A 21,484-nucleotide genomic window follows, 5' to 3' on the forward strand; every position below is an offset into this window, starting at 1 on the left:
TTTGGTCTCAATTATTAATATCTATAAAAAGGTAAGCTTGCGACAATTTTATTACAATTAATGGGTTTTGTGTTAAAACCGCCACGATCTTCACTATTTAAGGGATAAATTTGTAATTGTCGGCTAGCCATTTTATAATGGCGTGATTTGACTGATGCTAATCGCATATTAACCAATGTTGATTATCATGCGTGCGTTTATTAAGTACCAAATCGAACAATACTTTGCTAAATTGAATACGTAAATCTGTAATCATAACAATAGTTTATAGTCTTAGTGCTGTCGTTGTTTGTTCTATTTTTATTTTGTTCTATTTTTATATTGTTCTTAAGACGGTTTGTTGTGGAAAAGGCAGTCAAACGATCTTGTCTTGTTATACTAAGAAACCAATTAAAAATAGACCAGTTAACTGTACGTCTCAAAAGACGGCTAACTGTTATGAAGTAAAATACTTAATACTAGTAGCTAAAACTTAAAGCTAGCAAACATAGTATTTTAGATATTTATCAAGATATCAATTTAGACAGACAAAACAAGCGTTTCAATTTAAGCATAGCCATAGATGAACTCACAAATTATTATCATTATATAAGCATGATATATGAGTACTATGATTACTGATAACGAGCGAGCGCTGTCTCAGTAGTATAAACAGTGAATCGTAAATGTTTTATATGTTAAGTGCATGTTAATACTTAGCGTAAACTAGCACAGTCAGCTAGCTCTTCCTTACTTTATTCGTCTCATGTGTTGCTGAACGTTTAGTAGGATCGATTCTTACTTAGCGTTGCTAGTAGATACAGGAGTATAACCGCAAAAAGGATGCCCGCTGTGAAAAGCAACCGACCTATTGATCTGCCTTTGAGCCAAGTGATGGCCGTTAATCGCTCACCGATTGCGATAGCTTCAATTCTACATCGTATATCTGGCATTGTTCTATTCTTATTAATCCCTGTCATGCTTTGGTTGTTACAGACCTCTCTTGCGTCACCTGAGAGCTTTGCAACCGTATTTGATAATGTTTTTGTTCGCTTTTTAGCATGGATATTCGTTGCATCGATTGCATATCACTTTGTAATGGGTATCAAGCATTTATTTGCTGATAACGGTAACAACGAAGAGCTGAAATCAGCACGTATGGTGTCTGTTGTCAGTTTAGTGATTGCAGCGATTCTAATTGTCGCGTCATTTGTATGGGTGATGTTCTAATGATAAAAAATGATTCAGGAATCAAAAGTGCTACAGGACTAACAGGACTAGGCACACGTGATTGGGTAGTCCAGCGTATTAGTGCCGTCGTCCTAGCAGTCTATAGCGTCGTGTTACTTGGCTTCTTTTTGATGCATGGTAATGTGACTTTTATCGAATGGTCTGACTTTATGACCAGTTTGCCTATGCGTCTATTCAGTTTGGTTGCGGTACTTGCACTTGCTGGCCACGCTTGGGTCGGTATGTGGACCATATTCACTGACTATATTACCTCTGGTAAGATGGGTGAAAGCGCGCCAAAACTACGTATGGTATTACAAACCTTAATGATTATCGCCATTTTAGTTTATCTATTCTGGGGAGTTATGATCTTTTGGGGTAGTGGCTTCGGTGTTGTGGCTGTTTAATTATTATAGACCTCTCATTTTTAGACGCTACGATGACAGACTGTATAGTTAACTTTAATTGCTTTTAACGCCTTTAAAAGCAGTCAGTCAGTGGCCATATTAGATTCATCATGTTGTATGGGGCGGATTTACAGTGTCAATTAGGCGTATTCATCATTATAGAGTACGCGACATCATGTAGTGAGCACCGTTACAAAGCTTATTGAGCGACAGATATCCTAAGCTGAGTATGATGAAGAATATGCAAATTTTAGTAAGTGGCTAAAGGTGGTCTACGAACATTACTAGATTAATGAGCATCGTCAAAAGACGCTTAAAAATCTGACGTGATATTTGATTGGACTTCCTTATATTTACTTCACAAGCATTAGGAAAACCGTAATGGCAACAAGACAAGATAATACCATTAGTAACATCAAAACCTTAAATTACGATGCAGTCATCGTCGGTGGTGGCGGTTCAGGTATGCGTGCTTCACTACATTTGGCTGAAGCGGGTATGAAGGTTGCAGTTTTGACCAAGGTATTCCCAACCCGTTCGCACACAGTTGCAGCGCAGGGCGGTATTGGGGCAAGCTTAGGTAACATGAGTAACGACAACTGGCACTTTCACTTTTATGACACGGTAAAAGGCTCAGATTGGTTGGGTGATCAAGACGCTATCGAGTATATGTGCCGTGAAGCGCCAAAAGTCGTCTATGAGCTTGAGCATATGGGTATGCCATTTGACCGTAACGAAGATGGCACGATTTATCAGCGTCCATTCGGTGGTCACACTTCAAACTATGGCGAAAAAGCTGTGCAACGTGCTTGCGCTGCTGCTGACCGTACAGGTCATGCGCTCTTACATACGCTATATCAAAAAAACCTACAGCAAGGTACTGAGTTCTTTATCGAGTGGATTGCGCTTGATTTGATCAAAGACGAAGCTGGCAACATCAATGGTGTGGTAGCACTTGAGCAAGAAACAGGCGCGGTAGCTGTGTTCCAGTCACCGATTACAGTGTTAGCGACAGGCGGTGCTGGTCGTATTTTTGCGGCTTCTACCAACGCTTATATCAATACTGGTGACGGTATCGGTATGGCGGTTCGAGCTGGTATTCCATTACAAGATATGGAGTTTTGGCAGTTCCATCCAACCGGCGTTCACGGAGCAGGAGTACTGTTGACTGAAGGTTGTCGCGGTGAAGGTGCAATCTTACGTAACAAAGACGGTGAAGCTTTCATGGAGCGTTATGCCCCAACCGTTAAAGACTTAGCCCCACGTGATCTTGTATCGCGCTCTATGGACCAAGAGATCAAAGAAGGTCGTGGCTGCGGTCCTAATGCTGATCATATCGTTATGGATATGACGCATTTAGGGGTAGATACCATCATGAAGCGTTTACCATCGGTATTTGAGATTGGTAAAAACTTTGCAAACGTCGATATTACTAAAGAGCCTATTCCAGTTATTCCGACCATTCATTATATGATGGGCGGTATTCCTACTACGATTCATGGTCAAGTAGTTGTACCAGACTTAGAAGCGGGTAAGGATGAAGACGGTCTTTATGCCAAAGGTGATGTCGTCAAAGGTCTGTATGCTATTGGTGAGTGTGCTTGCGTTAGTGTCCATGGTGCCAACCGTTTAGGTACCAACTCACTGCTTGATTTATTAGTATTTGGCCGTGCGGCAGGTAAGCATATCGTTGATGAATATCATCATGCTGATCATAACTACAAGCCGCTCGACCCGCATGTATTAGACTTTACTGTACGTCGTTTGGATAAATTGCAACAGTCTACAGAAGGCTACAATGCACAAGACGTGGCAGATGAGATTCGTGCAACCATGCAAAAGCATGCAAGTGTATTCCGTACGCAAGCATTGATGGACGAAGGCGTAGAGCAAATCTTGGCGCTTGGTGACAAGGTTGAAAACATTCATCTAGCAGATAAGTCGCAAGTGTTTAACACAGCGCGTATCGAAGCATTTGAAGTTGCCAACCTTTATGAAGTTGCTAAGGCCACTATGATATCGGCTGCTAATCGTCATGAGAGCCGTGGCGCTCACAGTGTTGCTGATTATGATCGTCCAGAAGACGATGATTACGCACCAAACGGCCGTAATGATCATGATTGGATGAAGCATACTCTATGGTATTCTGAAGGCAACCGTATCATTTATAAGCCAGTTCGCAAGGTTCCATTAACTGTCGATTATGTCGAGCCAAAAGTTCGCGTTTATTAATTTTATATGACATGCATTTTATGTACATATAGGATTACCGTTTTATCCCTTATTCATTTATTAAAAAGGTGACCGCTAGCTACAAGCTTATGCCAGTGCTGTGAGGAAGATTGAACAACAGCGCTGGTATGACAAACATTTTGTATGCCCGCCATCACCTACGTGTGGAGTTTAGCATTATGAGCCGAGGTACTCGCACCATCGAAATCTATCGCTATGATCCTGACCAGGACACAGCGCCGCGCATGCAGACTTATACGATTGAGCTACTTGAGTCCGATCGTATGTTGCTTGACGTGTTATTACGCTTAAAAAAGGAAGATGAAACCATCACCTTCCGCCGCTCATGCCGTGAAGGTATCTGTGGTTCTGATGGCGTAAACATCAACGGCAAAAATGGTTTGGCCTGTTTAATTAACATGAACACATTACCTGAAAAGGTAACAGTTCGCCCTCTACCAGGTTTGCCAGTGGTTCGTGATTTAGTCGTTGACATGAATCAATTCTACGAGCAGTACGAAAAGGTACATCCGTACCTAATCAATGAGCAACCAGCGCCGCCAACCGAGCGTTTGCAGTCACCTGAGCAGCGTGAAAAGATGAATGGTCTGTATGAATGCATCTTATGTGCTTGCTGTTCTACCAGCTGCCCATCATTCTGGTGGAACCCTGATAAGTTCTTAGGGCCAGCAGCGCTGCTTAACGCTAACCGCTTTGTGGTTGATAGCCGTGATACTGATACGCAAGCTCGGCTAGCACGCTTGGATGATCCGTTCAGCCTATTCCGTTGCCGCGGTATTATGAACTGTGTATCGGTCTGTCCAAAAGGTCTAAACCCTACTAAAGCGATCGGTAACCTACGTAATTTACTACTAGATCAAGCTGGTTAACTAAATACCCAGATATTCTCATATATACAAAGACACCGTCTGTGAATCAGGCGGTGTCTTTATTGCATGATAGGTTCTGTTTATAGATCAATAAAGTGAGTATTTAGCAGTTTATGGCAGTTAAATAGATTATCTTAATCAATGTAAGTCTATACGTACAGTACGTTGGTAGCGTGTAAGAGTTCAAAGATTGGTCACTATTTACCTGTATAATTTATGCACGGTAAAAAGTCTATTTATTTGACAAGCTATCATATGGTCTTATTGATGATAGAAGTAAATGCTAAGAATGCGTTTAGTTTAAACAAGCTACGGTCTTTAGGATCTTTTAGAAGTGTGGTTTTTGCCAGATTAAGACAGCTTTATAAATAAAGACAATGTGGCTCAACTTGTCATAAAATTTGAACCATAAAAATGTTATCATAGCGGCAGCCACAAGTATTAGAAATCACTCTCTTTATGCGAATTTTTTATAAGCTATTAGCGATGTTTTACTGATGATACATACATGATGTCCGTAAAGTGATAATTGATATTTAATATGTAAATACTTAGTATTGAACAAACAAACTATGTCAGGTAATTCATACATGTTACCCTATATAGCAGTGTATGCTCATTACAAAAAATCTTTGAAAACATCTGTTAATTGCTGATTAAGAAGAGGTTATCTACTCGATTAGTTAATACTGGCGAGTTTGGACTTGATAACATCATTGCTCATACTCATTTATGATATCAGGCAACTATGAGTGAATCTTAACGTAACCGATTGATGATCATTACTCGTAAACAATAGTCACTGATTACTAGTCACTGACAGAATAGTTAGTAACTGGCAAATGGTATTTAACAATAGTATTTAACGATGTATACCAACTTTTTTAGAAGCTTAGCGTATAATAGAACACACAATAATAAGCACGATTCCATTCATTTATCTATCAAATAGACGATTATTATGAATAGTATAACGAAAGAAGCAGCTGGCGTAGAACATACTGAACTTGCCGCTGACAATGCCCTTTATATCGAATCCCTTTATGAGCAGTTTTTAAGCGATCCAGATAGTGTCGATACAGATTGGCAAGATTATTTTAAGCAATACCAATCTCCTAACGATGCCAAGCATAATGACATTAAAGATCAGTTTTTATTGCTTGCCCGTAATCAGACTGCCAATAAAATTGGCCCTGCCTCTGATAACTCAACGACAAGTACGTCAGAAGACTGTGCTGATCCTAAACAAATGGGTGTTCAGCAACTGATTTCAGCGTATCGACGTCGTGGACATCGCCGTGCGCAGCTTGATCCTTTAGAGCTGCATCCGCGTGCGGCAGTAGAAGACTTAACCCTCGCTTATCATGGCTTATCAGAAGCTGATCTCGATACTATCTATCCTACTAGCGATCTTAATATCGGTAAAAAAGAAGCGCCATTGCGCGAGATTATCGAAATTATGGAGCGCGTCTATTGCCGTCATATCGGTGTAGAGTACATGCACGTAACCACTAGTACTGAAAAGCGCTGGATGGAAAAGTATCTTGAGACCAACCTAGGTTATATCAAATTCGATGAAGAAAAACGCTTATCTATCTTAGAGCGTCTGACCGCTGCTGAAGGGTTAGAGAAGTATTTGGCGCGTAAATATACGGGCGTAAAACGTTTTGGTCTAGAAGGTGGTGAAAGCTTTATTCCTGCGGTTAACGAAATCATTCAACGTGCTGGTGGTTACGGTACCAAAGAGATGGTTATCGGTATGGCACATCGCGGGCGTCTTAACTTATTGGTTAATATTTTGGGTAAAAACCCAGCTGATTTGTTTGATGAGTTTGATGGTAAAGTACAGCCAGCAAAAGGCTCAGGTGATGTCAAATATCACAACGGTTACTCATCTAATGTGATGACGCCAGGCGGTGAAGCGCACTTAGCATTGGCCTTTAACCCATCACACCTTGAGATTGTCGCGCCAGTATTACAAGGCTCTGTCCGTGCTCGTCAAGTACGTCGTAATGACCAAGCTCGTCACAATAATAAAGATGGTAACTCGGTGCTACCAATCGTTGTCCATGGTGATGCAGCATTTGCTGGTCAAGGCGTAGTGCAAGAGACGTTTCAGATGTCACAGACGCGTGCCTATACTACGGGTGGGACACTACACATCGTCATCAACAACCAAGTCGGCTTTACTACTAGCCGTCAAGAAGACTTGCGCTCGACAGAGTACTGTACTGATGTCGCGAAGATGGTTCATGCACCTATTTTACACGTAAATGGCGATGATCCTGAATCAGTGGTATTTGCCGCTCAACTTGCGCTTGATTACCGTCATGAGTTTGATAAAGACATCATTATTGATTTGTTCTGTTATCGCCGTAACGGTCACAATGAAGCAGATGAACCTTCTGCAACTCAACCACTGATGTATTCAGTCATCAAAAAGTTACCAACGACTCGTGCAATATATGCCCAGCAATTGATCAAAGATGGTGTAATTGATGAGAGTGAAGCCAAAAACTACGAGGACTCATATCGTGAGTCGCTAGATCGTGGTGATTATGTGGTGAATTCTTTAGTCAGTGATCCTGATGAACAGCTTTTTGTGAATTGGAAGCCTTACTTAGGTCATGACCTAGTCGACGACTGGGATACCGGTGTCGATATTGAAAAACTAAAAGAGTATGGTCGCCGTATGGCTGAGATGCCAGAAGGCTATAAGCTTCAACGCCAAGTACAAAAAGTTGTAGATCAGCGTTTAGCGATGCAAACCGGTGAAGAGCCACTTAACTGGGGTGCAGCAGAGACCCTAGCTTATGCCTCTCTCGTTGATAATGACGATATATTGGTACGTATTACTGGTGAAGACGTTGGCCGAGGTACCTTCTCACACCGTCATAGCGAAATTTATAATGTCAACGATGGCAGTATGTATGTGCCGTTGGCTCATATTAGTGAACAGCAAGCTCGTTTTGCTACCTACAACTCATTGCTATCAGAAGAAGCGGTGTTAGCCTTTGAGTATGGCTACGCGACGACAGTACCTAACGCATTGATCGTTTGGGAAGCGCAGTTCGGAGATTTCGTCAACGGAGCCCAGGTCGTTATTGACCAATTTATCTCTAGTGGCGAGACCAAATGGCAGCGTGTGTGTGGATTAACCATGCTATTGCCACATGGCTTTGAAGGTCAAGGTCCCGAGCATTCTTCAGCCCGTCTTGAGCGCTTTTTGCAGCTATGTGCTGAAGACAATATGCAAGTTATTACGCCAACGACGCCTGCACAGATTTTCCATGCATTACGTCGTCAAGCAGTACGTCCGATACGTAAACCCTTGATCGTTATGTCACCAAAGAGCTTACTACGTCATAAGCTTGCAACTTCACAATTAGAAGAGCTTGCTAATGGCAAGTTTGAGACAGTACTGCCAGAGATTGATGAGCAAAATGCCGATCAGATCACACGTTTAGTATTATGTGGCGGTAAGGTCTATTACGACTTACTTGAGCAGCGCCGTGCATTGGGTCTAGAGCATGTCGCCATCGTTCGTATTGAGCAGCTTTATCCGCTTCCAGAAGAGCGTCTAATTGCTGAGATAGAAAAATACAGCAACCTAAAAGAAATCGTCTGGACGCAAGAAGAGCCACTGAACCAAGGTGCTTGGTATTATTTAGCACCGCATATGTTCCGTATTGTGGTACCGCATCCGACTAGAGCGAAAGTAATGGAGCCAGTAGCACGTCCTCCTAGTGCAGCGCCAGCGACTGGTTCACCGAAGTTGCATGTTCAGCAGCAGCAAACACTGGTTGCCGAAGGTTTAGGCGTTAGTGTCGATGAGTTGGCTGAATAAGCGCTACCAATATAAGATTAATCAATGAGACGATAGCAGTTAGTTCCTATTGCATGGTTAGATTATCAAGAAGTAGACGATGTATGTGGGTATGTTCTTATTAATAACATACCTTCAAATAGGAAATAACTGTCTATCACGACTTAATAATAAGTAGTAATATCTAAATCTAAGGAGTATATCGATGGCTGAAATTAATGCCCCCGTTTTTCCAGAATCGGTTGCCGATGGCACGATTGTTGAATGGCATGTCACTGAAGGCCAACAGGTTAATCGTGATGACCTTTTAGCAGAGATCGAAACTGATAAAGTAGTGTTGGAAGTCGTTGCACCTGATGACGGTGTTGTAACCAAAATCGTCAAACAAGTCGATGATACGGTTGAATCAGCGGACCTAATCGCAGAGTTTGAAGCTGGTGCAAGTGGTAGCTCTGATGCTGACACCGATACTGGCTCTGATGAAGCGCCAGCAGTAGATCCAAATCAACCAGCTGCACCAGTACAACAAAAAGAAACTGGATACGGCGATACCTCAAATCGTCCAAATGCGCCGCACGATGAAGCTGATCATAAAGACCAAAGCCCTGCGGTTCGTAAAGCTGCCAAAGAAAGTGGCGTAGATCCAAAGAATGTCGAAGGTAGTGGCCGCGGTGGCCGTGTTACCAAGACTGATATGGCAGATCCAAAGCTAAAAGCTGACAGCTCTATCAAATCTGATAGCGGTCGCCCTGTTGCTGAGTCAGTTGGTGAGCGCACTGAAAAACGCGTACCAATGACACGTTTGCGTAAGCGTGTTGCCGAGCGTTTATTGTCAGCATCACAAGATACTGCAATGTTGACTACGTTTAACGAAGTCAATATGAAGCCATTGATGGACTTACGTACTAAGTATAAAGACAAGTTTGAAAAGCGTCATGGTGTACGTCTAGGCTTTATGTCGTTATTCGTACGCGCCGCTACTGAAGCGCTAAAACGCTTCCCAGCAGTGAACGCGTCATTGGATGGCGATGATATCGTTTATCATGGTTTTTATGATATCGGTGTTGCTGTATCATCAGATCGTGGCCTAGTGGTTCCAGTACTTCGTGATACGGATCGCATGAGCATGGCGGATGTCGAGAGCAAAATCCGTGAGCTTGGCGGCAAAGCGCAAGAAGGCAAGTTAGGTTTGGATGAGATGACTGGTGGTACGTTTACTATCTCAAACGGTGGTGTCTTTGGTTCACTCATGTCAACGCCTATCTTGAATCCACCACAAACTGCTATCTTAGGTATGCATGCTATCAACGAGCGTCCAATGGCAGTCGATGGCAAGGTTGAAATCTTACCAATGATGTATCTGGCCCTATCTTATGACCACCGTATGATCGATGGTAAAGAAGCGGTACAGTTCTTGGTGACTATCAAAGAATTGGTTGAAGATCCATCATTATTACTACTAGACCTATAAGCTTATAAGCTTGTATCGGCCCACACTGATACAAGCTTTTTGCTTTTATACTAAAAATTTATAGATACCTTTTTAAAAGGCTTTATCGTTTATAACATTCAGTCTTTAAGATAATCAATAAGCGCTATATGATACACGATGCTAACTTAGTGTATTGACTAGATAACGATCGGGTGACGTATGGCTTTTTTATTGGAATATGTAGTAACGGTATCTATAAACAAAAACAAAGCTCAAACTAAAATTAGAAAAGGAACGTACTATGAAAGACAATTATGATTTAGTCGTCATTGGCGGCGGTCCCGGTGGTTATGAAGCGGCTATCCGTGCAGGACAGCTGGGTATGAGTGTTGCTTGTATCGAAAAACGTGTTTATAAGGGCGAGCCTGCGCTTGGCGGTACTTGTCTAAACGTTGGTTGTATCCCATCAAAAGCCTTACTTGATAGCTCGCATCGTTATGAAGCGACTAAACATGACCTTGATGAGCATGGTATTAGTACAGGTGACGTCTCTATCGATATCGAACAAATGATAGAACGTAAAGAAGGCATCGTCAAGCAGTTGACTGGCGGCGTAGCAGCATTATTGAAAGGTAATGGCGTTGACTGGCTACAAGGCTGGGGTACATTAGTTGACGGCAAAGGTAGCGAGAAAAAAGTTAAGTTTACTGCGCTAGAAGACGAAGCGGAAAGTACTATTACTGCTAAAAATGTCATTTTGGCAGCAGGTTCTGTCCCTATCGAGATTCCTGTCGCTAAAACTGACGGTGATCGTATTGTAGATTCGACAGGCGCACTTGATTTTACTGAAGTACCTAAGCGTTTAGGTGTCATCGGTGCGGGCGTTATCGGTCTTGAGCTTGGGTCAGTATGGCGCCGCCTAGGTAGTGAAGTGGTCGTCTATGAAGCGCTACCTGAGTTTTTAGCAGCTGCTGATAAAGACATCGCTAAAGAGTCACGTAAGATGTTTAAAAAGCAAGGCCTCGATATCCGTGTCGATACCAAAGTCACCAATGCTGAAGTACAAGGCGATCAAGTGGTCGTTACTAGCGAAGCCAAAGGCGAGTCATCAGACGAGAGCTTTGATAAGCTGATTGTTTGTGTCGGCCGCCGTGCTTATTCTGAAAAACTACTTGGTGAAGATAGCGGTATTACCTTGACCGAGCGTGGTCTTATCGATGTCGACGATCAATGCAAAACTAACCTCGATGGCGTATATGCCATTGGTGACTTAGTCCGTGGTCCAATGCTGGCTCATAAAGCGATGGAAGAGGGTATGATGGCGGTTGAGCGTATCCATGGTGAAAAGGCGCAAGTCAACTATGATACCATCATCAATGTTATCTACACCCATCCAGAAATCGCATGGGTTGGTTTGACTGAGCAAGAAGCGACTGAAGCAGGTTATGAAGTCAAAACAGGCTCGTTTAACCTAGCTGCTAACGGCCGTGCTTTGGCACAAAGTGAAGCGCAAGGCTCTGTTAAAGTCGTCGCTGACGCTAAGACCGATCGCTTGCTAGGTATGCATGCTATCTCTGCTGGTGCAGGCGACATCGTCCATCAAGGCATGATCGCGATGGAATTTGTCTCTAGTATTGAAGACTTGCAGCTAATGACGTTTGCGCATCCAACGATTTCAGAAGCAGTGCATGAAGCTGCTCTATCTGCAGATGGCCGTGCTATTCACGCCATTCAGCGCAAAAAACGTAAGTAATCGCTAGCGGTTACCGAGTAGGTATTAAGGTATAAATTGACCGTAGTACAGTAGACCTCATGACTATGATAACTATGATAATTATGATGACTATGCTTATGATAATGGTTATAACGATGAGTGTTATAACCACTGGGGCTACGGTTATAAGTGCACCATATAAATGTTATCGTGCACTTATTTTCACTTTTTATTAATTGTAAAAAATAAAGGATACAATCAATGAATTTACATGAGTATCAAGCAAAAGAGCTATTAAAAAGCTATGGTTTGCCAATTCAAGAAGGCATCATTGCCCATAGTGGCGACGAAGCTGCAGCGGCCTTTGATAAGACGCCAACTGACATTGCGGTAATTAAAGCGCAAGTACACGCTGGTGGCCGCGGTAAAGCGGGCGGTGTTAAGCTAGTTAAGACTCGTGAAGAAGCTAAGCAAGTCGCTGATGAGCTGATCGGTACTAATCTAGTTACGTTTCAGACTGATGCTGATGGCCAGCCAGTCAACTTTGTGTTGGTTGCAGAAGACATGTACCCAGTACAAACTGAGCTATATCTTGGCGCAGTCGTTGATCGTGCAACTCGTCGTGTAACCTTCATGGCATCTACCGAAGGCGGCGTAGATATCGAAGAAGTAGCACACAGCACACCAGAAAAAATCTTTAAAGTAAATGTTGATCCTCTAGTTGGTTTGATGCCTTTCCAAGCGCGCGACGTTGCGTTCAAACTTGGTCTAGAAGGCAAGCAAATTAATCAGTTCGTTAAATTAATGACTGGTGCTTATAAAGCCTTTGTCGAAAACGACTTTGCTCTAATGGAAATCAACCCATTGGCAGTACGTGAAAATGGCGAAATCGTTTGTGTAGATGGCAAAATTGGTATCGATTCAAATGCTCTGTATCGCCTGCCAAAAATCGCAGCACTACAAGACAAGACACAAGAAAATGAGCGTGAGCTTAAAGCCGCTGAGTTTGACCTAAACTATGTTGCCCTAGAAGGTAATATTGGCTGTATGGTTAACGGTGCTGGCCTTGCAATGGCGACCATGGACATCATCAAATTGTATGGCGGCAAGCCTGCTAACTTCTTGGACGTTGGGGGCGGCGCAACCAAAGATCGCGTGGTTGAAGCGTTCAAAATCATTCTAGAAGACAGCAGTGTTGAAGGCGTTCTAATCAACATCTTCGGCGGTATCGTACGCTGTGACATGATTGCAGAAGCTATTATCGCTGCTATCAAAGAAGTTGACGTACAAGTACCAGTTGTCGTTCGCTTAGAAGGTAACAACGCTGAGAAAGGCGCGCAGATCCTAGAAGAATCTGGCCTGAAATTGATTTCAGCTCAAGGTTTATCTGACGCGGCTCAAAAAATTGTCGATGCTGTTAAAGCCTAAGTCTTTAAGCATAGTAGTCAAATCGTAATAGTGGTTTTTATAATAAAGATTGGTTATCAAAATTTGATAATGTTAGTTATAAGGGCCACTGTTACAAGACAACCGAATACAAGGAAAATATAATGAGTGTATTAATCGATAAAGATACCAAAGTATTGGTACAAGGTTTTACTGGTAAAAACGGTACGTTCCATTCTGAACAAGCCATCGAATATGGTACAAAAGTCGTCGGCGGTGTCACGCCAGGTAAAGGTGGTCAAACGCATCTAGGCCTACCAGTATTTAACACCATGGCGGAAGCGATGGAAGCGACTCAAGCTGACGCTTCTGTTATCTACGTACCAGCACCATTCGTACTAGACTCAATCGTCGAAGCGATCGATGCTGGTGTTAAATTGATCGTCGTGATCACTGAAGGCGTACCGACTATCGATATGCTAAAAGCAAAACGCTATCTAGAAGAAGCTGGCGATGTGCGTTTAGTTGGCCCTAACTGCCCAGGTGTCATCACGCCAGGCGAATGTAAAATCGGTATCATGCCAGGTCATATCCATCAGCCAGGTAAAGTAGGTATCATCTCACGCTCTGGTACGCTAACTTATGAAGCCGTCGCGCAGACGACTAAGCTTGGCTTTGGTCAGTCAACCTGTATCGGTATCGGTGGTGATCCTATCCCAGGTATGAACCAGATCGATGCGCTAAAATTGTTCCAAGATGATCCACAAACCGAAGCCATTATTCTAATCGGCGAGATCGGTGGTACTGCTGAGGAAGAAGCGGCAGCTTATATCAAAGACCATGTGACTAAGCCTGTCGTTGGTTACATCGCTGGTGTAACGGCTCCAGAAGGCAAGCGTATGGGTCATGCTGGCGCGATCATCTCTGGTGGTCAAGGTACTGCTGAAGAGAAATTCAAAGCCTTTGAAGATGCTGGTATCGCGTATACTCGTGACCCATCCAAGCTTGGCGATAAGCTAAAAGAAGTGACTGGTTGGTAATACAGAGCTAGCGTTAAGAGACAGCTTACAATATCGACAAAAACACTCCTACATTGGGGTGTTTTTTTTGGATAGAAAAAGAAGGTATGTAGCACATTTTAACGTCTTTGCAAAAAAATCTTATCAAGTCATCATATGACAGCTATTGTTATACTTACACGGACGAAGTAGGTAATTATAGCGATAATCGGTCTTTTATTTAAAAAATTGAATATTTTTTAATTAAGTTTGAGTACCGGATATCTGTATATTCATTGTTGTGAATATTTTGTAAGGCTTACCAGTCAAAGCTTACATTGATAAAAGGGAATAAACGAGTAAACGATGTCGATTTAACCTTTTTTACCCGCTAAATTAACACCTTGAAAAAACTTTACTACAACCCTACAATGAGGTGTTTTTATTGTAGCGAATTGTCATGAATAACAAGATCTTAGTAACGGGTGGCGCTGGATATATCGGCTCACATACTTGTATAGAGCTACATCAGGCAGGCTATGATATTGTAGTTTATGACAACTTGTCTAACAGCAGCTATGAAGCTGTTAATCGTGTCTCTAAGCTTGTTGGACGACCAATCGAATTTATTGAAGGCGACGTTCGAAACAGTGAGTTGCTCAAACAAGTCTTTGCTACGCATCAGTTCTTTGGTGTCATTCACTTTGCAGGATTAAAAGCCGTTGGTGAATCCGTTGCTAAGCCTTTGAAGTATTATGATAATAATGTTAGCGGTACGATTAATTTACTTAAGGTGATGGAAGAATATAACGTCAATAACTTCATCTTCTCTTCATCAGCTACTGTATATGGCGACCCTGAAAACCTACCTATCAATGAAGAATCACCACGCTCTTGCACCAATCCTTATGGTCAGAGCAAACTTGCAGTCGAACATATCCTAGAAGATCTAGCGGTATCGGATGGTAACTGGAATCTGATTACTCTTAGATATTTTAATCCAGTAGGGGCGCATCCATCGGGACAGATTGGCGAGGACCCGAATGATATTCCGAACAATCTAATGCCATATATCTCGCAAGTAGCTGTGGGTAAGCTCAAGCAGCTTAGTATCTTTGGTAATGACTATCCTACCGTCGATGGTACTGGTGTACGTGACTTTATCCATGTCACTGATCTGGCGCAAGGGCATGTCGCTGCGTTGAATTACTTACAGCAGCAAGCTGTTGTAAAAGAAAACTGTTCAGACCAAAAAAGCTCAGTAGGGTTTTTGCCGATTAACTTAGGTACGGGCAAAGGCACTTCTGTATTAGAGCTTGTAACTGCTTTTACTGAAATTACCAAACAGCCTATTCCTTATCAGTTCACCGCGCGTCGAACAGGTGATGTTGCTAGCTGTTATGCCAGTGCTGACAAAGCACAAGCGTTACTAGATTGGAAGGCAAAATTATCAATTACTGATATGTGTCAAGATACATGGCGATGGCAAAGTCGTAATCCAAATGGTTATAGTATAAATATATAAACCATAGCAATATTAAACTCACTTTAAAAAGATCCTACTATGATAAAAGTATTAAGTATATTTGGTACCCGTCCTGAAGCGATCAAAATGGCTCCTGTTGTTAAAGCATTAGAAACTGACCCAAATATTCAATCCTTAGTCTGTGTGACTGCTCAACATCGTGAAATGCTCGATCAGGTATTATCGCTGTTTGAGATTACTCCAGATTATGACTTAGATATTATGAAATCTGGACAGAGCTTAACAGAAGCCAGCTCAAGAATGCTGCTCGCTCTTGAACCTATCCTAAAAGAATGTAAACCAGACTTAGTACTTGTGCACGGAGATACCTCAACGACATTGTGCGGGGCCATGGCTGCTTTTTATCAGCAGATACCTATCGGTCATGTTGAGTCTGGTTTGCGTACTTATGATATTTACTCTCCTTGGCCAGAAGAAGCTAATAGACAACTCACCAGTATCATTACTAAGCTGCACTTTGCACCGACTAAGACAGCGGCGCAGCATCTCTATGATGAGCATAACAATCCTGATTATATTTATGTGACTGGCAATACGGTCGTTGATGCGCTATTAGATGTTAAAGATAAGCTTGAAACTGATGAGATTCTAAAAAATAAACTACAGCAGAAGTTTTCTGAGCTGGACTTTACAAAGCGACGTGTGCTCATTACGGGTCATCGCCGTGAAAACTTTGGTAATGGATTTGAGTCCATTTGCCAAGCGATTCGAGAGCTTGCCAAAAAATACCCTGACTATGAGTTCGTTTATCCTGTTCATCTAAATCCTAATGTTAAAGAGCCTGTCAATAGACTGTTAAAAGACCTTGATAACGTCAAGCTGATTGAGCCACAAGACTATCTGCCTTTTGTGTACTTGATGAGTACCAGCCATATTATTCTCACTGACTCAGGTGGAATTCAAGAAGAAGCACCATCACTAGGTATTCCAGTACTAGTCATGCGCAGCACGACTGAACGCCAAGAAGCAGTCGAAGCAGGTACGGTCAAACTAGTAGGGACACATGCTCCAACCATCGTCGCTGAAGTCAGTAATCTCATTGAAAACGAAGCCATCTATCTAAAAATGAGCCAAGCACATAATCCATATGGCGATGGGCAGGCTTCAGACCGTATCGCAGCGACTATCGTTGAATACTTTGATCAGTCAGCGACTAACGAATAACGAAGTAAATTAACTATATATAAAGTAAGTGAGATTAGAATGAAAAATATTTGTGTGTTTGGTCTGGGTTATATTGGTCTGCCAACAGCTGCAATGTTTGCACACCATGGGGCAAACGTCGTCGGTGTCGATGTCAATCAGCATGCCGTTGATACGATTAATCAAGGTAAAATTCATATTGTAGAGCCAGGACTTGAAACGATAGTTAAAAAAGCAGTAGACAATGGTAATCTCAAAGCTAATTTAACGCCTGTCCATTCAGATGCTTATCTGATCGCAGTGCCAACACCGTTTAAGGGTGAAGACCACACACCTGATCTCTCTTATATTCAAGCAGTTAGTCAAGCGCTCGCTCCTTTGTTAGAGAAAGGGGATATAGTGATTTTAGAATCAACCTCACCAGTAGGCGCTACAGAGCAGATGGTTGCATGGCTCGCTGAAGCCCGTCCTGATTTAACCTTTCCTAAATATCATGAGCCTGATGTTGAGGCCGATATCTATGTTGCTTACTGCCCTGAGCGCGTACTGCCGGGTAAGGTGGTAGAAGAATTAATTTCAAATGATCGTATCATCGGTGGTATGACCAAAGAGTCGACCAAAAAAGCGCAAGAAGTTTATCGTATCTTCGTCGAAGGGGAGCTGCTCGCAACCAACTCTCGTACGGCTGAAATGGCAAAGCTTACCGAAAACGCTTCTCGTGATGTCAGTATTGCTTTCGCTAATGAGCTGTCTATCATCTCAGATAAGCTCGATATCAATGTCTGGGAGCTGATTGAGCTTGCCAATCATCATCCACGTGTCAATATATTGCAGCCTGGTGCTGGCGTTGGTGGACACTGCATCGCTGTCGATCCATGGTTCATCGTCAATCAAAACCCAGATGAAGCTAAGATCATCCGTGCGGCTCGTGAGATCAATGATAACAAGCCTAATTGGGTCATCAAAAAAATCAACGCAGAGGTAGATGGTTTAAAAACGCAAGGTATCGAGAAACCGATAGTAGCGCTATTGGGCTTGGCATTCAAACCTAATATTGATGATCTACGTGAAAGTCCAGCAGTCTATATTGCTAGAGAAATGTTGGACATTGACTCAGCAGAAGTTCTGCTAGTCGAGCCTAATATCGATAAACTACCTAAGACATTGGAGTCAGGAAAGCTTACTTCGTTAAAAGAAGCAATGGAAACAGCCGATATTGTGGCAATACTGGTAGGACATGCTCAGTTTAAACACACAGACTTTAATATTGATAAAGCAATAATAGATGCAGTAGGTATCGTCTAGCTTGATATATTACGTAGTAAATAATAAAAAAATATTTTTATAACTGCTCAATTTAATTCGATTGCTATAAACCAACTAGTATTTTTATAAAATGACTAACATATGAGTAACAAAGATTTTAGAGAAGGTGTATCTATCATAGTTCCTTGTGCTCGCCCTAATGAGCATCTTGGTAGGCTTCTAGATTCCATTTATAACCAGAAAGGATTGAATCAGGACTTCATTGAAGTCATTTTAGTATTTAATGGTTATAACGAGTTCATTATTGAGGGGTTTACTGATAAGCTAGAAAAGCTCAAAAGTAAGCAGCAAGTCAGACTGCTTTATAATAGTGTGGGCAGTGCCTCTAAAGCTAGAAACATAGGGTTAGAAGCAAGCAATAAAAACTTTATTTGTTTTTGTGATGATGATGATTGGATAGGTGTCAATTACATAAATGAGTTATACAAGATAACAGACCTCTCTAATATAGCTTTTGCTCCTATAGTAGATGTGAGTATGGATGGCAGAAAAGAGTCAAGAGAAGACATTAACAGATTTCTAAAGTCTGATAATCCTAATGATCTATCTCTATATTCAAGAGCACTTACTCTCAATGCGTGCAAACTGATTCCCGCTATTTATGCAAAAGAAGTTAATTTTGATGAATCCTTGATGAGCGGTGAAGATGTAGTATATTTTTGTGAGTACGTAAGTAGATTTAGACCAAGCTTTGCTCATGCTGATAATAGTGGTTGCTACTACTATCGTCTAAAAACTGAAGACTCTACATCTAGACAATCGATGAGCTATGAGTTCAATGTTGAACAAAGACTTGACGTAATAAACAAACTAGTGGATTTAGCAACTGCTGATTTAAATGATTTTTTTCAAAGTAAGATAAATGCACAACTATCATTTTTAAACAAATATTTCATTCAAAACTCAAACAGTCTTAGTAATATACGAAAATCTTTTGAAAGTAGAAGCTTATCTAATCTTATGATGTTTAAGAACGATAGGTTTTATATCAATTTGTCTTAATGGTAAAAATTATGAAAAAGAATAAACTATTCAAAAAGATAAGAATATCTTTAAAAGATAAAGTACCTAAACCTAAAGGTAACGATCAAATAGGAGATAGATTCAAGCTACTGGCTCATGAGTTTTTAAACGACGATACAAATTACGATGAAGCATTAATCCGTGCTACGGCTTTGTATTTGAGAAGAGAGCAGCACTTAAAAAATAGTAAGAATTTAGATAAAATCATCAGCTACATACAGCTATTTCTTAACGAGACTAAAGATTATAAAAATATTCAGCTTGTTGATACTACTAAAAAGTCTAGATTATTAAGTAATAGTTATGAGTCAAAACCAGCAACAATTGCGAAATCAGATAAAAGAATTCAAAAGGGTGAGATCACAGTATTAAGATCGAAAGTCTCTAGAGCAAAAGGCAAAAGTAATCATTTCCTATCAAATGAGATTTACAAGCAATATAAGCAAGGTTTGACTATAATATTTATTAATTTTTCAATGGAAAAGCAAAAAATATTAACTAATTTTTTAGAGAAAAATAAACAAAGTTTAAATCTCCTAACGGTTAAATTTGTAGGAGATCTGGAAATTGGTGAGATAAATGAGTTAGCAAGGTTATCAAAATATTATAATATCAAGCTTAGGGTTGTAGACTCTCTAAATTCTTTCCAACAATTAGTCAAAGATATTGATACTAAAAATACAGGATTTATAGATTTTGATTCTCAGTTTATTGATATCGACATTGAAGGGTGTTTGAATAAAAGTGCTTACAACTCATTATTATTACCAGCTAATATCTGTGATGAAGATTTTGAAGCATTAGTTAATAGTAATTGTAGCAACGGCGCTATTATTCCTACCTATTTAATGAAAAAATATGATTTCAAAGTAATCGATGTATTCACGTTTAACTTTTTGCTCATTAGACTAAATAATACTTACGATATGGTTGGTGTGCCTTATTCATCTATGATGAATTATTGTGCAGAGCTAACATTAGAAGATACAGTAGAATATATTCAGAATTTAAGTAGTCTACCAGCCTTCAATGAGACTGATATCGTTACTCAAAAACTAAACAAACTCTATGCCGATCTAAGAAATACTGATCAGGATAATTTGCTTAGTATATCTATGCAGCAAAATGCTTATAGAATAGATTTCAAAAAAGCCTTTCCTTGCAGTTTTAAAAATACTTCAACTTTGGTAATAGCTTATAACTTCACACCTTTTGTAGATCCATCGGCTATAGTAGTGGCCAAACGTATACAAGAAGAGGAGTGGTATTCGGATGTAATCTGTAATGACATGACAGCTATCAGAAAACGTTCAGAAAGCTTAGCATTCATTGGTAAACCTTATATCAATTCAGTCATTACGATTAAAACTAAGCCGACTTTTGCGCATCAGCCACATTATCAGGAGTTTGTCGATAAATCTATTGAAGTGCTAGATCTAAGTAAGTATGAGCAAGTTTATAGCAGAAGTTTTTTTGTAGCGGCACATTTCTTAGGGTTCGAAGTTAAGGTTGAAAAACCAGAAATTACTTGGCTTGCGGAGTTTTCAGACCCAGGTGTCTTTGATGTGCAAGGTAATAAAAGATACTCATGGTTTAGAGACTTGGCAGTCCGTGATAAATATGTAAGATTGGTCTATGAAAAATTTCCTGACTTTAAAAAGTATCGTTTAGAAGAAAATGACAATATATACTTTTGGTCAGAACTTCTGCCGTTCTGCTTTGCAGATAGTATTATGTTTACTTGTGAGAATCAACGACGAGTGATGCTAAATAACTTAGAGATAAATGAGTTAAGAAGCATTGTAGAAAATAAATCTATTGTTAAATCTCAGCCGACCCTACCTGAATTTTTTTACACTTTTAAAGAAGTTGAAAATAATATAGAAGATGATTATATCAATATTGCTTATTTCGGTTCATTTTATATAAACCGTAATTTCAATGATGTATTCGAGGCTATTAACAGACTTTCATTGGATAAAAAACAGAAAATTAAGCTGCATATTTACACTAATCAAATAGATGATGTTATTGAGGCCGCGACTGAATATGGAGTTTTAGATAATATTGTGGTATCAAACTACTTAGACTATTTAGATTTTTTAAATATCCTTGATGAATTTGATTACCTATTTTTGATGGATACCAATACTGATGGTACTTTTGAAGTAAATCCTTATTTGCCATCTAAATTGAGTGACTATTTGGGGTCTAAAGCTGAAATTTGGGCTCATTGTGAGAAAGGTAGTTCTTTGAGTAATCATACAGAAGTAACTCACAAGTCGTATATCGATACACCATTATCTATAGATAGCGTAATAAATAACTTATTTTCTATTGAGAGAGTTTAGT

The 21,484-nt window shown here is 40.6% G+C and carries 14 protein-coding genes; all 14 read left to right on the forward strand.

The window, feature by feature from the left end; all coding sequences use genetic code 11:
* Positions 1-822 precede the first annotated feature (822 nt).
* The gene (sdhC, locus tag BTV98_RS07685) at positions 823-1,209 is read left to right on the forward strand and encodes a succinate dehydrogenase, cytochrome b556 subunit (RefSeq protein WP_075103328.1); all 387 of its coding nucleotides are present in this window, start codon (positions 823-825) and stop codon (positions 1,207-1,209) included.
* A 20-nt stretch (positions 1,210-1,229) separates the two neighbouring features.
* A complete protein-coding gene (gene sdhD, locus BTV98_RS07690; RefSeq protein WP_075103405.1) occupies positions 1,230-1,616 on the forward strand; it encodes a succinate dehydrogenase, hydrophobic membrane anchor protein in 387 nt (128 codons plus the stop codon).
* 381 nt (positions 1,617-1,997) lie between these two features.
* Positions 1,998-3,848: a succinate dehydrogenase flavoprotein subunit gene (sdhA, locus tag BTV98_RS07695; protein ID WP_075103329.1), complete on the forward strand. Its 1,851-nt coding sequence runs from the start codon at positions 1,998-2,000 to the stop codon at positions 3,846-3,848.
* 179 nt (positions 3,849-4,027) lie between these two features.
* A complete protein-coding gene (locus BTV98_RS07700; protein WP_058367878.1) occupies positions 4,028-4,738 on the forward strand; it encodes a succinate dehydrogenase iron-sulfur subunit in 711 nt (236 codons plus the stop codon).
* A 961-nt stretch (positions 4,739-5,699) separates the two neighbouring features.
* Positions 5,700-8,585 (forward strand): 2-oxoglutarate dehydrogenase E1 component, encoded by a 2,886-nt coding sequence (locus BTV98_RS07705; protein ID WP_075103330.1) that lies wholly within the window; start codon positions 5,700-5,702, stop codon positions 8,583-8,585.
* A gap of 184 nt (positions 8,586-8,769) precedes the next feature.
* Positions 8,770-10,035, forward strand: coding sequence for a 2-oxoglutarate dehydrogenase complex dihydrolipoyllysine-residue succinyltransferase (gene odhB, locus BTV98_RS07710; protein ID WP_075103331.1), 1,266 nt, complete (start codon positions 8,770-8,772; stop codon positions 10,033-10,035).
* A gap of 262 nt (positions 10,036-10,297) precedes the next feature.
* A complete protein-coding gene (gene lpdA / locus BTV98_RS07715; RefSeq protein ID WP_075103332.1) occupies positions 10,298-11,749 on the forward strand; it encodes a dihydrolipoyl dehydrogenase in 1,452 nt (483 codons plus the stop codon).
* A 222-nt stretch (positions 11,750-11,971) separates the two neighbouring features.
* Entirely contained in the window at positions 11,972-13,138 is a 1,167-nt protein-coding gene (sucC, locus tag BTV98_RS07720; RefSeq protein WP_075103333.1) for an ADP-forming succinate--CoA ligase subunit beta, read from the forward strand.
* A 122-nt stretch (positions 13,139-13,260) separates the two neighbouring features.
* Positions 13,261-14,136: a succinate--CoA ligase subunit alpha gene (gene sucD, locus BTV98_RS07725; RefSeq protein WP_075103334.1), complete on the forward strand. Its 876-nt coding sequence runs from the start codon at positions 13,261-13,263 to the stop codon at positions 14,134-14,136.
* A 418-nt stretch (positions 14,137-14,554) separates the two neighbouring features.
* Entirely contained in the window at positions 14,555-15,619 is a 1,065-nt protein-coding gene (gene galE, locus BTV98_RS07730) for a UDP-glucose 4-epimerase GalE (protein WP_075103335.1), read from the forward strand.
* Positions 15,620-15,658: 39 nt separating this feature from the next.
* Positions 15,659-16,804: a non-hydrolyzing UDP-N-acetylglucosamine 2-epimerase gene (gene wecB, locus BTV98_RS07735; protein ID WP_075103336.1), complete on the forward strand. Its 1,146-nt coding sequence runs from the start codon at positions 15,659-15,661 to the stop codon at positions 16,802-16,804.
* Between the two features lie 39 nt (positions 16,805-16,843).
* Positions 16,844-18,088: a UDP-N-acetyl-D-mannosamine dehydrogenase gene (gene wecC, locus BTV98_RS07740; RefSeq protein WP_075103337.1), complete on the forward strand. Its 1,245-nt coding sequence runs from the start codon at positions 16,844-16,846 to the stop codon at positions 18,086-18,088.
* Positions 18,089-18,190: 102 nt separating this feature from the next.
* Positions 18,191-19,111 carry a glycosyltransferase family 2 protein gene (locus tag BTV98_RS07745; protein WP_075103338.1) on the forward strand — a complete coding sequence of 307 codons (921 nt, stop codon included), beginning with the start codon at positions 18,191-18,193 and terminating at the stop codon, positions 19,109-19,111.
* Between the two features lie 11 nt (positions 19,112-19,122).
* On the forward strand, positions 19,123-21,483 hold the full coding sequence (locus BTV98_RS07750) for a glycosyltransferase family 4 protein (protein WP_143505700.1): 2,361 nt from the start codon (positions 19,123-19,125) through the stop codon (positions 21,481-21,483).
* Position 21,484 lies beyond the last annotated feature (1 nt).

The sequence above is a fragment of the Psychrobacter sp. Cmf 22.2 genome, assembly GCF_001921745.1.
Lineage (GTDB): Bacteria > Pseudomonadota > Gammaproteobacteria > Pseudomonadales > Moraxellaceae > Psychrobacter.